The sequence below is a fragment of the Bacteroides caecimuris genome (assembly GCF_001688725.2).
Lineage (GTDB): Bacteria > Bacteroidota > Bacteroidia > Bacteroidales > Bacteroidaceae > Bacteroides > Bacteroides caecimuris.
Genome location: NZ_CP015401.2, coordinates 2,975,547 through 2,989,666, shown reverse-complemented (window position 1 = coordinate 2,989,666; position 14,120 = coordinate 2,975,547). Strand labels below are relative to the sequence as shown.

General features: G+C 43.8%; 11 protein-coding genes. 3 read left to right on the top strand and 8 right to left on the bottom strand.

What is annotated here, in order from left to right:
- Window positions 1–3 precede the first annotated feature (3 nt).
- Entirely contained in the window at window positions 4–969 is a 966-nt protein-coding gene (locus A4V03_RS13030) for a DnaJ C-terminal domain-containing protein (protein WP_065539198.1), read from the top strand.
- Window positions 970–983: 14 nt separating this feature from the next.
- The gene (locus tag A4V03_RS13025) at window positions 984–1,298 is read left to right on the top strand and encodes a chaperone modulator CbpM (RefSeq protein WP_008025905.1); all 315 of its coding nucleotides are present in this window, start codon (window positions 984–986) and stop codon (window positions 1,296–1,298) included.
- A gap of 53 nt (window positions 1,299–1,351) precedes the next feature.
- On the opposite strand, the gene A4V03_RS13020 is transcribed toward A4V03_RS13025, so the two are convergent.
- The 5 genes from A4V03_RS13020 to A4V03_RS13000 form a co-directional block, all read right to left on the bottom strand.
- The gene (locus A4V03_RS13020) at window positions 1,352–1,822 is read right to left on the bottom strand and encodes a GAF domain-containing protein (RefSeq protein WP_065539197.1); all 471 of its coding nucleotides are present in this window, start codon (window positions 1,820–1,822) and stop codon (window positions 1,352–1,354) included.
- A gap of 199 nt (window positions 1,823–2,021) precedes the next feature.
- Window positions 2,022–3,728, bottom strand: coding sequence for an acyl-CoA dehydrogenase family protein (locus A4V03_RS13015; RefSeq protein WP_024988566.1), 1,707 nt, complete (start codon window positions 3,726–3,728; stop codon window positions 2,022–2,024).
- Between the two features lie 6 nt (window positions 3,729–3,734).
- A complete protein-coding gene (locus A4V03_RS13010) occupies window positions 3,735–4,754 on the bottom strand; it encodes an electron transfer flavoprotein subunit alpha/FixB family protein (RefSeq protein ID WP_065539196.1) in 1,020 nt (339 codons plus the stop codon).
- Window positions 4,755–4,756: 2 nt separating this feature from the next.
- Window positions 4,757–5,629 (bottom strand): electron transfer flavoprotein subunit beta/FixA family protein, encoded by an 873-nt coding sequence (locus tag A4V03_RS13005; RefSeq protein WP_065539195.1) that lies wholly within the window; start codon window positions 5,627–5,629, stop codon window positions 4,757–4,759.
- A gap of 257 nt (window positions 5,630–5,886) precedes the next feature.
- Entirely contained in the window at window positions 5,887–6,417 is a 531-nt protein-coding gene (locus A4V03_RS13000; RefSeq protein WP_065539194.1) for a GNAT family N-acetyltransferase, read from the bottom strand.
- A gap of 368 nt (window positions 6,418–6,785) precedes the next feature.
- On the opposite strand from A4V03_RS13000, the gene A4V03_RS12995 reads away from it, so the two are divergent.
- The gene (locus tag A4V03_RS12995) at window positions 6,786–9,176 is read left to right on the top strand and encodes a TonB-dependent receptor (RefSeq protein ID WP_084081151.1); all 2,391 of its coding nucleotides are present in this window, start codon (window positions 6,786–6,788) and stop codon (window positions 9,174–9,176) included.
- A 292-nt stretch (window positions 9,177–9,468) separates the two neighbouring features.
- Here the strand turns inward: A4V03_RS12995 and A4V03_RS12985 are convergent, their stop codons facing one another.
- The 3 genes from A4V03_RS12985 to A4V03_RS12975 all read right to left on the bottom strand — a co-directional run bounded on the left by A4V03_RS12985 (window position 9,469) and on the right by A4V03_RS12975 (window position 13,992).
- On the bottom strand, window positions 9,469–10,230 hold the full coding sequence (locus tag A4V03_RS12985) for a response regulator transcription factor (protein WP_065539192.1): 762 nt from the start codon (window positions 10,228–10,230) through the stop codon (window positions 9,469–9,471).
- A 1,167-nt stretch (window positions 10,231–11,397) separates the two neighbouring features.
- Window positions 11,398–13,272, bottom strand: coding sequence for an alpha-L-fucosidase (locus A4V03_RS12980; RefSeq protein ID WP_065539191.1), 1,875 nt, complete (start codon window positions 13,270–13,272; stop codon window positions 11,398–11,400).
- 39 nt (window positions 13,273–13,311) lie between these two features.
- Window positions 13,312–13,992, bottom strand: a complete 681-nt coding sequence (locus tag A4V03_RS12975; protein ID WP_065539190.1) for a hypothetical protein — start codon at window positions 13,990–13,992, stop codon at window positions 13,312–13,314.
- Window positions 13,993–14,120: the final 128 nt, after the last annotated feature.

Genomic DNA, 14,120 nt, shown 5'->3' with positions numbered 1-14,120 from the left:
AACATGGCCTATATAGATTATTACAAGATTCTTGGAGTAGACAAAAGAGCTTCTCAGGATGATATCAAAAAGGCTTTTCGTAAATTGGCCCGAAAATATCATCCTGACCTGAATCCCAATGACCCGAGTGCAAAGGATAAATTTCAGGAAATCAACGAAGCCAATGAAGTACTAAGTGATCCAGAGAAACGTAAAAAGTATGATGAGTACGGTGAACATTGGAAACATGCCGATGAATTCGAAGCGCAGAAACGTGCACAGCAGCAAGCCGGAGGCTATGGCGGTGCGGGAGGTTTCGGCGGATTCGGTGGTGCAGGTCAAGGTTTCTCCGACGGTAACGGAAGTTATTGGTATAGTTCCGATGGAGAGGGATTTTCCGGTGGCAATGCCAGTGGATTTTCCGATTTCTTCGAATCCATGTTCGGACATCGGGGAGGAAGAGGACAAGGCTCTGCGGGATTCCGCGGACAGGACTTTAATGCCGAACTTCATCTTTCCCTTCGTAATGCTGCTCAAACGCATAAGCAGATATTGACCGTCAATGGTAAACAAGTGCGTATCACTATCCCTGCCGGTGTAGCCGACGGACAGGTAATCAAACTGAAAGGCTACGGAGCCGAAGGTGTCAACGGAGGACCTACGGGCGACTTATACATTACGTTCGTGATAGCCGATGACCCGGTGTTCAAACGCCTGGGCGACGACCTATACGTAGATGTGGAAGTAGACCTTTACTCTGCTATATTGGGAGGTGAGAAAGTGATCGACACGCTGGATGGTAAAGTGAAACTGAAGATAAAGCCGGAAACGCAGAATGGTACGAAAGTCCGACTGAAAGGTAAAGGATTCCCGGTTTATAAGAAGGAAGGACAATTCGGTGACTTGATTGTGACCTATTCCGTCAAGATTCCTACGAACTTGACCGACAAACAGAAAGAGTTGTTCCGTCAATTACAGAGTATGAACTAAAATGAATGAGCACTATGCAGACCGAATTAATTATTGTCAGTGAATACTGTCACAAATGTCATATTGAGCCTTCATTCATCGACTTGTTGGAAGAGGGCGGTTTGATTAACGTACATACCGAAGGCGGCGAACATTATCTGCTTTTGTCGGAACTCCCGAACGTGGAACGTTACAGTAGAATGTACTACGACTTATCCATCAATATGGAAGGTATCGATGCCATTCATCATTTACTGGAAAAGATGGAAGACATGAGACGCGAAATGAGTTCGCTTCGCAAACAACTTCTGCTGTACCGAGAACGGGAAATAGAAGATATGGACTGGTAAAAAAATAGGGTCTCCGTTTTTTAGGACGTTAGGACGTTTGCATGGTTGTCAACTTATCCAATATACGTACAAATCTCTTCCAGATAGCGTGCATCGATGATGTCGAAACTATCCAGTTCATCACTGTCAATATCCAGCACTCCAACAACTTCACCCTGTTGGAGGATCGGTACTACTATTTCCGATTTCGAGTCCGAACTACAAGCAATGTGTCCGGGAAACTGTTCTACATCAGGAACAATCAGTGTACGCGCTTCTTTCCAGGCTGTGCCGCAAACTCCTCTGCCAAGGCGGATGCGGGTACAGGCAATGGGACCCTGAAACGGACCCAGTACGAGTTCATCCTCTTTCACAAGGTAAAAACCTACCCAGAAGAAACCGAAAGTCTGTTTTAGCGCTGCCGCAATGTTGGCAAGATTGGCTATGGGATCCGTTTCCGTACTTACCAAAGCGTGTAGTTGTGGAAGTAACTCCCGGTATTTCTCTTCCTTATTTCCTGTGCTGATGATTAAATCCTCTGCCATCTCTTTTCTATTTCTTCTTCATGAGAATACGTATTGAACGGGACTTCGAATCGTGCTCTTATGTAGAGTCGTCGATTAGAAGTTACTTATCCCACTGACAAATGTATAGAATAATAATGAAAAATAATAGAATGTGACAAATAAAAAAGCATCCGCTTCCTAAGAAGGGATGCTTTTATGAGATTTGATAGCGTATTTATTACTTTTTGTAGAATGCCAAGTCTTCTTTATCGAAGTTCTTGATGAAGTTTGAGTGCTTTTCTACTTCCGCTTCTGCATAGTTCAAATATACATGTGCAGATTTGGAGAACAGTTCGGAAGCCTTGCTGGCATCCTGAATCAGCAGGTGACACATGATAATGTCAGCAGCCATTTCTACCAGTTTGCGAGCGGTGAAGTCAAGCAATTCCTGGTCTTGTGCTTCTTTCACTGCATTGGTGCTTGCTTCGAATTTGTCAGCCATCTTTTTCAGACGAGACATCAGTGGTTCCATGTCCGGTGAGCAAGGAATAGCTTCAAACTCGCGGATAGTAGCGATGTAAGAACCATTGGTCACGTAACGGATAGCGGCTACGGTCTGCAACTGGGTAGTTCCTTCGTAGATGCTGGTGATGCGTGCGTCGCGATAGATGCGTTGACAGGCATATTCCATCATGAAACCTGAACCACCGTGAATCTGAATACAGTCGTAAGCGTTTTGGTTCGCATATTCAGAGTTCATACCTTTAGCCAGCGGAGTAAAGCTGTCTGCTAATTTAGCATATTTCTTCTGTTCCTGGCGTTCTTCCGGAGTCAGTTTACGTTCGCGGGCGATGTCGTCCAATGCTTTGTAGATGTCTACGTAGCGAGATGTTTGATACAGTAAAGCACGTCCGGCATCCAGTTTGCCTTTCATGATAGCCAGCATGTCATACACAGCCGGGAATTCGATAATTGCTTTTCCGAACTGCTTACGGTCTTTAGCGTATGCCAACCCCTCATTGTAAGCTGCCTGGCTCAATCCTACAGATTGTGCGGCAATACCCAGACGGGCACCGTTCATCAAAGCCATTACGTATTTAATCAAACCGAGTTTGCGGTCACCGCAAAGTTCAGCTTTTGCATTCTTATATACCAATTCGCAGGTAGGAGAACCGTGGATACCGAGTTTGTTTTCGATACGACGTACGTTCACGCCACCCTGACGTTTGTCATAGATGAACATGGACAAACCACGACCGTCTCTTGTCCCTTCTTCCGAACGTGCCAGTACGAGATGAATATCGGCGTCGCCGTTCGTGATGAAACGTTTCACACCGTTCAGCAACCAGCATCCGTCTTTTTCGCTGTAAGTAGCTTTCAGCATAACAGATTGAAGGTCGGAACCTGCATCCGGTTCTGTCAAGTCCATTGACATGGTTTCACCTTGGCAGATGCGCGGGATAAAGCGGCTGTGTTGGTCGGAGTTACCAAACTCATAAAGAGTTTCGATACAGTCTTGCAATGACCAGATGTTCCCGAAACCAGCGTCGGCAGCAGCCACGATTTCCGCGCACATGGTGTATGGGGTGATCGGGAAGTTCAGACCGCCGAACTTACGTGGCATGGTCATACCATTCAAGCCGGCTTTCACCATTGCGTCCAGGTTTTGTTTGGTTCCCGAAGCATATTCTACGCGACCATTGGCACAGTGAGGTCCTTCTGTGTCCACGCCTTCTGCGTTAGGGGCAATGATTTCTCCTGTGATTTCTCCGGTAATCTCCAACACTTTGTCGTAAGAGTCTACAGCATCTTCGAAGTCCAGCGGAGCATAGTCGAATTCATCTTTATCTCTGTAATTGCGTTCTTTGAGTTCGCAAATACGTTTCATCATCGGATTGTTCAAGTGAAACTTGAGTTCCGGTATGTCTGTATAATAATTAGCCATCTTTCCTTACTTGCTATTTTGTTTATAATACTTAATCATCTTCGGCACAACTTCTTCGATAGTTCCGTTGATTACGTAATCGGCAATCGTGTTGATCGGAGCATCCGGGTCGTTGTTGATGGAGATGATGATACCACTTTCCTGCATACCGGCGATATGCTGAATCTGTCCGGAGATACCGCAAGCGATGTAGAGTTTCGGACGAACCGTAACACCTGTCTGACCGATCTGGCGGTCGTGATCTGCGAAACCTGCGTCGACAGCAGCACGGCTGGCACCTACTTCTGCATGAAGTTCTTTAGCGAGGTCGAACAACAGGTCGAAGTTTTCTTTCGAACCTACTCCGTATCCACCGGCTACGATGATCGGAGAACCTTTCAGGTTGTTCTTAGCCTTTTCTACGTGGCGTTCGATAACTTTCACTACATAGTCCGTATCGGCTACGTATTTTTTCACATCGTGACGGATCACTTCTCCTTGATAAGTAGGAGAGAGGATTTCTTTCTTCATCACACCTTCGCGAACGGTTGCCATCTGCGGGCGGTGTTCCGGGTTCACAATCGTAGCAACGATGTTACCGCCGAAAGCCGGACGGATCTGATACAACAGGTTTTTGTAAGTCTTGCCTTCTTTCTTGTCTTCGTGGTCACCGATTTCAAGTGAAGTACAGTCGGCAGTCAATCCGCTGGTCAAAGCAGAAGAAACGCGCGGACCGAGGTCACGACCGATCACAGTGGCACCCATCAGACAGATTTGCGGCTGTTCCTCTTTGAAAAGGTTTACCAGAATAGACGTGTGGGGGAGTGAAGTATAAGGGTAAAGTCCTTCGCCGTCGAAAACGTGAAGTTTGTCTACTCCGTAAGGAAGGATTTGTTTTTCAATCTCTTTGAGGCCGGTTCCGGCAACCACTGCTTCGAGCTGACAGTTCAACTGGTTGGCTAACGAACGACCTTTGGTCAGAAGTTCGAGGCTGACGTCTAAAACGTTACCTTCTTCTATTTCGCAATATACAAATAAGTTATTCATGATTATCCGATGGTGTGGTTAGCTAATAGTTCAACAATCAGGTCTTCCACGTCACGGTCGCTGCCGCTGATGGTTTTGCTCTCTTTAGCCTGGAATACGATGTTCTGGATGGCTTTCACTTTTGTCGGCGAACCGGACAGACCGCATTGTGCGAGGTCGCCGTTTACGTCGGCTACGCTCCATTCTGCCAGATTCAGATAATCGCGCTTGTCATACAGGTCTGTATAGTCAAGATTGCCTTGCTGTTTTTCAGTCACAGTCTTGGCATGCTTGTATTTCTGAACCAATTTAGCGTTACGCGGACGGCAAGGAGCTGCAGAACCGTTGACAGTAATCACGATAGGCAGCGGGCCTTCTACAGTTTCAACACCACCGTCGATGTGACGTTTCACCTTAATCTTACCATCGCCCACTTCCAGAATTTCTTCTGCGTATGTGATTTGCGTCAATCCCAGCTTTTCTGCTACCTGCGGACCTACCTGTGCCGTGTCACCATCGATTGCCTGACGACCACCGATAATAATGTCATACTCACCGATTTTGCGGATGGCAGTGGCAAGTGCGTAAGACGTAGCCAGTGTGTCTGCACCAGCGAAAGCACGGTCGGTTAATAAGTAACCGTTATCTGCACCACGGAAAAGTCCTTCACGAATAATGTCGGCTGCCCGTCCCGGTCCCATTGTCAGGATGGTTACGGTAGAGCCTGGATGAGCATCTTTCAATCGGAGAGCTTGCTCGAGAGCATTCAGGTCTTCGGGGTTGAAGATGGCGGGGAGTGCCGCACGGTTAATCGTTCCGTCGGCTTTCATGGCATCTTTCCCAACGTTGCGTGTGTCGGGAACTTGTTTTGCCAATACAACAATTTTCAAACTCATGCTATTAAATTTAGTATTAGTATTTCTACAAGTTAGCAGCCAGTAGTCAAGTAGTAATCTCTTGCTATTCAAACTATCCGGTTAACTATCAGCATGCAAATTTACTCAAACACTTGGTTCTGACAAGAAATCTGAGTAAAAAATGCACAGGTTTAAGAATTTTGAGCAAAATAGGAGGGCTTTTATAGATTTAATTCAGGGTTGACAAGGCGTTTATGAGGAGGGTGTCCGAAAAGGATTCCTTGATGAATTCCGGATTATTTGATAAGTTCATAATAATGTGCGTTCATGAAATTATCATTCTTGAAAATAGCCTTTTGCATAATTCCTACTTTCGTGAATCCCACTTTCTCTAATACCCGCATGGATGGGGAGTTATGCTCAAATACGACTGCGAATACACGTATTTTATCAGTGTGTTCGAAATAATAGTTGATAGCTTTTTTCAGGGCGTCAGTAACGATTCCCTGGTTCCAGAAAGGTTCTCCAATCCAGTAGCCCACTTCTGCACTAAAACGTTCTACATCCGTAGCGGGTATAAAACCGATATTTCCGACTGCTTCTCCGTTTATCTCAATGCAGAAATCATGAATGTTTTCTTTTGCTTGTACCATAGCGAGAAAAACGTTAGCATCTTCCTGGCTATAAGGATAGGGGAGACCGTCACGACAGTTATTCCAAATATTCTTGTTATTGAGATATTGGGCTAATGATGCTGCATCTTCGGTTTGCCAAGTACGGAGAGTATAGTTTTTCTTCTGCACGATAATCTTTGTTTTCTGTACCATATTATCTATTATTTTAGAATTTCAACGGTCTGACACAACCATTTGAGGAATAAATATTTAGCGGAATATTTGAGGAATAACAGTAACGAATTGGCAACCGTGCGATTTTCAGCGCTTTGCGGTGCTATGCTGTCAAATAACTCTCTTTGTTTGCAAATATAGGAAGTTTTCCCGAAAGATAGAAATCTCTATATAGCATTTTTTGCGTTTGGGTCGTTCAGAGAAGTTAAAATGCGGGATTTTTATGCCGTATTGCGACTACTCTATTGGGTAGTTTTTTCTACGATAACAACAATACTATCCTATCGGGTAGCAGGTAATATATTTATTATTCAGAACTTTGCGCTATAATTCAAATCGCAGAGTGTATGAAAGCAAATAATCTTTTCAAATGGGTATGTCTTCTGTGTTTGTTAAATGTAGCAGAAATAATAAGGGCACAGAATATTACGGGTAAAGTTGTGGATGAACAACAATCGCCAGTGGCTTTTGCCAATGTTGTATTGTTGAAGACCGACTCCACATTTGTGGAAGGGACTCTTAGCCGGGAGGACGGAACATTCCAATTAAAAGAACGTAAAGGTGATTGTCTATTAAAAGTCACTTCTGTCGGCTATCAGCCTCAAATAATAGAGTGCGATGGAAGGGATGTGGGGATAATTATATTACGGGGAGGAATAGAATTGGATGCCATAACAGTAACAGCGCAAAAGAAGTTGGTAAAAAACGAAGTTGACCGTACCACGTATGATGTGCAGGGAGATACGGATGCAAAAAGTAGTTCAGTCATAGAGATACTGAGAAAGGTTCCTTTCGTAACGGTGGACGGACAAGGGAATATCAAAGTGAATGGAAGCAGTAATTTCAAAGTATATAGAAACGGACGTCCAAGCCGAAACTATACCAACAATTCAAAAGACGTGCTTTCTTCCATTCCAGCCGATGTGGTAAAGAACATTGAAGTAATTACAGAACCGGGAGCAAAATATGACGGAGAAAGTGCGGATGCCATATTGAACATTATCACGAATGACAAACTTTCTATGGACGGAGTTGTAGGTACGGCACAAGGAGCATATAGTGCGTCCGGACAACATTATGGAAGCTTGTTTCTGACAACACAAGTCCGGAAGTTTACATTAGGAGGCAATTACAGTGTACAGAGGCTCAGCCATGACGGTACTTACCATTATGGAGACGAAGAATATCTATATAAAACCAGCGGGAACGTGCAACGAATATCCGACAAAGGCGATAATCTCGGCTGGCTGCACAACATGGAACTGGAAGCAAGCTATGAAATGAACGCACGAAACTTGTTCTCCTTGTCGTTCGGAGGCTACTCTTATGATGTTGACATCAACTACAATAAGACCACCTCGCTATTTTCCAGAAACAATACTGTCATATATTCGTATGCGGAAAACTTGCACGACAGCTATCAAAGGTTTTTCGATTTCAACGGGCACATTGATTACCAACATCTGACTGGAAGAGAAGGAGAAGCCCTGACGTTTTCTTACTTGCTTTCCACCACCAATACACGTCAACGCGCCGATTGGGTTTATTCGGATATGGAAAATATGCCCGTTGACTATTCCGCTTTCGACAGCAGGAAGAAGAACAATTTTGCCGAGCATACGTTTCAGTTTGATTGGGAGCGTCCGTTATCCGAGCATCACCAATTAAGTATGGGAACGAAATATATTTTCCGTGACAATAGCAGCTTGAGCCAGTTTGGTTACGACAACGGTACAAAGAACCATACCGACTTTGCCCACTATACGCACATTGCCGCTGTTTACGGAGAATATCGCTTCACATCAGGAGCATGGAATGCACGTGCCGGAATGCGCTATGAATATTCATATATCGACGCACACTATAAAGATGGAAGCAATCCGGACTTTGCCAAACATCTTGGTGACTGGATTCCTTCCCTCGGTATCAGTTACAAGGTAAATGACCGGAATACGCTCAAGCTGAATTATCTCTCCCGCATCTACCGTCCGGGGATTTCCTATTTGAATCCTGCCGTTGAAGAAACTCCTGATGAAATATCCAATGGAAATCCATCATTAAAAAGTGCGCATCCTCATAACATTTCACTTTCCTATATGCTGACTTTGCCCAAATTGACCGCAAATGTTTCGCTGTCTTCTACACTAAATAATACCGGAATCGGGGAGTACAATTATCTGATGGATGATGTGCGCCATACCACATACGAAAACAATCTGAAACTCCGTGGGTATACCATTAACACTTACTTGCGTTGGAGAATTTCATCTACTACAAGTCTTATGCTAAACAATAGCGTACAACACAGGAAACTCTACAGCCACCAACTTGGGCTGGAGAATGAACGCTGGCATTGGACATTCTATGCGCAGGCAGAACAACAGTTGCCGGGGAAAATAAAACTGTCGCTTGCGACCGGGCGCAATGAATCTACTTTAGATAATCTGTATGACTATTCGAAACCGACTTATTTCTATATGTTGACACTTTCACGCTCATTCCTGAAAGAAGAGCGTCTGTCAGTTCGCCTCATGGGCTATTGCGACAGCGGCAATTTCTCCAGATACGGACAGTATTGTGCACATACAATCAACGGGGATTACACGGGTGAGAGAAGATGGATAACTCACTCCCGCAATCTGACATTGCGTGTGTCCTATCGTTTCGGCTCATTGAAAGCACGTGTGAAGAAAACCAACAAGACGATTGAGAATGAGGATTTAATCGGCAGGAGATAAAATGGAATACCCCTTGACATTCATAAATCTTTCATGGGCGGAAATCGGTATCTTTGAGAATACTGCTTTTCCCCTTGCATCCCTACGGAAAGAGGATGAGCCGATAGAAAAGGCGGTAGAAAGATATGTTATCGGCTATATGGCATTTTGGAATATTGCTTTTATCAAAAAAAGGATGATATACCCATCTTTGCAAGATGATGTTATCAGGAAGAGAGGACAAGATAAAATAAGGCAATATGTCGAACGGCATCTGCCTATCGAACCGTTTCCGAAATTTTATCTCGTCTTTCTAAATCAGCCGCAGATTGGATGCGATGCCGATGGCTTCAGTGATGTTTTTTGCATGTAACTTCTGAAACAGTTTTTTCTTGTGGAATTTCACGGTATTGGCATCCACAAACAAAGCCTCTCCAATCTCCGTATTGGAAAATCCTTTTACTGCGAGTTGCAGAATGTCGGTTTCTCTGTCGGTCAATACAATATTGGGAAGTTCCTTCCACCGTTGCCCCTCAAAAGAATAGGCCCAGTGAACCGGGCGGTGCTTGCATGTCATCAACACGTTTCCCGGAACGGATGCGGGAGAAAGCGATACGGTACATAACGCCAGCCACATATACCCATCCTTGTCAAGGAGCACGGGAGTCAGCTTGTGATGGATTAACCGGAAACGTCCGTCACAGGCCTTGATATGGAAATCATATTCGATAGTCATACCGTACTTCTCTTCCGAAGAGTGCCTGCCGAAAAGATAAAAACCTGCCTCGTTTATTTCGAACAGCATTCTTATCTCTTCTGCCGGAACCACCTCGAAATAGAAACCGTATCCTTTCCCTCGCACCTCTTCCGGTGTGTATCCGCACAAGAACAAAGGATTCGGAGATACATACAAGAAGTTTTTCTGGTTATAATCAATTATATACAAACTGCTGTTCGTATTCCGAGCCATGGCGTCTGCCATTGAAATGCAAACTTTCGCTTGTACATAATCGTCCTCTTTTACATCGAATGAATGATTTATAGGACGAAAAAAACGTAAGATGTCTTCCTGCATATCCTTGCTGATGTTATTCCGACTGCAAAATTATAAAAAGTGCAGTTCCCAGCAGTACAAGAAACGCACTTTTTTATTGTGTATTAGCAGAATAATGATTTTAATAGGAGAACTGACTGTTTTTACAGTTTCATCACTTTGCCTTTTCTTTGTGGTTGTATAGGTCGGTGTATTACCGACAGATATGCAAACCTACGCAAATTGCAGAAATAGAAGCCTTTAACTAAAAACTTTCATCCGTTACGGTAGTAATGGGCTGGTAACTGAACTCCTGCCGCATTTGGCTTCAAAGTGGCTTTCAGTTGCTTCCTTACCACACAAAAACGAAGCGTAACGAACACTGTTTCAGTGCCATTCGCTACACTTCGCTCAAATTTGTCTTTTCGCTATGTGTTTATTGTATGTTACTAATTAGATTTTTTCCATAGCCTGATAAGACTATCTTGATTGCCTATTATCTTTTCGTATGACTATAGTTATACGAAATAAGATTGCCTAATGAACTATATCCAGGCAGGCAAACGGCGAAATAAAAATGCCTATAGGAATCATTTAGAGCCTGTTTAAATTCTCTTCAGTCATAATTTTATAGCTGATATTTTAACTTAACCCGGCTCTTCTTGTCGCGTCCGTCTGTAGTTGGCGGAAGGGATATTAACAGTTGCGCTCTTGGCTATTAATAGAAAACTTCCCGCCCATTAAGTATAAAGTTCCTTCGGACAGGAAGGAAACTTTCTTTTCATTCGATACAAACTATAAACGCAAGCTTTGATTATATAATTGCAAGCTTCGTTTTTATAATCAAAGCCTTTGTTTTTATAAACGAAGCTTGCGTTTATAGATTACGGTTAACGAAAAATAAGTTTACATACTGATAATAAGAAGTTTACAATTAATAAAAGAGAACTTTTCTATTAATGAATGAAAAGTGGGTTATTAAGAGCCTGCTCCGAGTTTTGCCCGACACAGTTTTGAGAGTTGCTTTCGAGTATATTTTCTGTTGTTGTGAGGAGCATGACGGAGACTATGTGACGAATAAAAACTGGTCGGTAAAGCCTATCTAACATAATCTCAGGAAAATTTAAACAGGCTCTTATTATAATAAAGCAAATGGTTTAGTTCATAATTGCACCTTATTCTGATTTTATGGAGAGAGTCTCTATTCTTTTATTGTATACCAATTTCTGCTAACCCCATCGGTTCACCGTCATGTATCATCCGTGTTGCTTTCAGTTGGACATAGCGGGCGTTTACCGGAGTAAAGTAAACCGATTGCAGAATCGGATTATTCTTTATGTTGGAAAATTCATCTTTGGCTACTAGCTGGTTGACAGCATTGCTGTCCGTGCCGACAGAGATTTCATAAGAGCTGATTATCCCTTTATTATATTCACTCTGGTCGGGGAGATAATGGAAGGAGGTAATTGTGCGTTCCTCTCCCAAATCAATCAATAATGTGTTTTCGTTGATGAAGCAGGTGGTCTGATTGTTTTTATCCATACATTTTTGTGCTTCCTCCGCATCTACTCCGGTGAGCGTGAACGGATAACTCTTCAACTCTTCTGCTTTTGCGGTATATGTATCGGAAGTCTCTCCTGCATAGTAGGCTTCTATGTTATTGATACAGAGGCAAGCTCGCGAATCTGTAAAACGGACACGGATCTTATCTGTGGTGACTGTCTCGAAACGAAGAAGGCGTTTATATCCGATAGTGGTCGTTTCTTCATTCAATTTTACCGGAAGCCATTCGCCTTCCTGGTTGTATTCTACAACGAATGATTTGACACGTTGCCCCAAAGGTATATATTCCTGTAACATCATACGGTTAATCTTTTCCGTTTGAGGCAGGTCAAACTCGATTGTGGCAGAGTTGACACCGTCATTGGTAGCCCAATAAGTATCATACTCACCATCGGTCACCGCTTTTGCAGAGAATGTTTTTCCCCGTTCGTCCGATGCTTTGGGAGAAAGTCCCGCCAATAGGTTGTGTGCCAGTTGTTTTTGTACGTTCTGGTGGAAGTTTACGGCGTTGGTAGAGTCTGTCGGATGGATCAGTCCGTCACGATCGACCGGGAAGTTGAGTAACAATGTTGCGTTATGACCTACGCTGCGGTAGTAGAGGTCGGTCAGTTGTTCTACTGTCTTCACGCGGCCGTCTTCTTCCGGGTGGTAGAACCATCCCGGACGGATGGAAACATCGCATTCGGCGGCTACCCATTGATTGCCGTCAGCGTGACCGTATTGCAGTTCGCGGTAGTTGGGATAGCCCGGATAGACCTCTCCGGCACGAAGGAAAGCCCAGTTGGTAGCTCCGGCAAATCCTTTTTCATTACCTACCCAGCGGCAACCCGGACCACCATCAGAGAAGATAACAGCTTGTGGTTGCAGTTCGTCAATCATTTTGTAAGCTCTCGGATAATCGTAATAAGTCTTACGGTCGATAGTACGGCTGTCTTTTGCGCCACCATACCAGCCGTCTCCGCCATTGGCACCGTCAAACCAGATTTCAAAAACATCACCGTAGTTGGTCAGCAGTTCGTTGAGTTGCTTATAAAAGTAGTCTACATATTCGGGAGAACCGTAATTGGCTTGATGCCTGTCCCAGGGAGACAGATAAACTGCGAATTTAATGCCGTACTTCTTGCAGGCATCCGATAGTTCGCGAACGATGTCGCCTTTTCCGTCTTTATACGGGGTGTTACGGATGCAATATTCTGTCAGTTGTGTAGGCCACAGGCAGAATCCGTCGTGATGTTTGGCTGTCAGGATCACTCCTTTCATGCCCGAATTTACAAACGTTTGTACCCATTGCTCGCAATCCAGTCTGGCAGGATTGAATGTTTTAGGGTCGGAATCTCCGTATCCCCATTCGCGGTCGTTGAATGTGTTAAGTCCGAAGTGTACAAAAGCATATGTTTCCATCTTTTGCCATTCCACCTGCTTGGCTTCGGGAACAGGCAAAATAGCTTCCGGTGCTTTTGCCGGATTGCAGGCGCTCAGTAAAAGAACTCCTGTACAGAAAATAAGAGAGTGTTTTTTCATGGGGGTGATTATTGCTAAATTATTAAATCGATAAATTCGCTAGAGTGTTATTCCGAATACAAAATAAACCTGCTCTTCGTAAGGATTGGCTATCAGTTTTCCGAATACAGGTAATGAGAAGCCGGACGTTATTTTGATCTCTTTAGTGGCGGATAGTCCGACGTTGACCACATTGAATTTGTCGGAATACATACTTTCCCAAGGTGTGAAGCCTGCTTCAATACTTAAATCGACGTCTTTCACACTGAACGGGTAACTCAGTTCACAATAGCTCGACCAGGCGCGTTTTCCATTTTCCCGATAATCGTTTCCGGCAAATGTAGTGTACCAGCTTACTGATAGCGGGAATTTCTCACTGAGCATATATCCGGCTCCTACTTCAAAAGTATGTCCGGTGGAGTGCGAGTTGTAATTGAAATATTTGAAAGGCTCGTCTTCTGTTTGGGTAAAATAGTTGTTGGCGTAAAGAGTCAGGTTTTTATACTCATACTCCAATGAAAGGTCTATCTCATTATTCTTTTCACGAAATTCGGTAGAGCCCCAGGCGTAGACAGTCAGTCCTTTCCAGTTGAGGCCGAGTGAGGGTTGTACACTTGCATTGCCGCTGTCTATACCGCGCCAGATATAACTGCTGACAAAATCTGCATTTACAAAAACTTCTTGCGCCTGTGCAAAGGCAGTGCAAAATAGAATTGCAATAAGTACAATATTTTTTTTCATTTTATCGGTTGTATCTTTTCTTTCCGGGGGTAAAGATACGTAATATATAGATAAATGATGACAGATGAGAAAAAAAAGAAAGCGGCTGCATCGTGCAGCCGCTTTCTGAATCAATTATAAATTTTAAA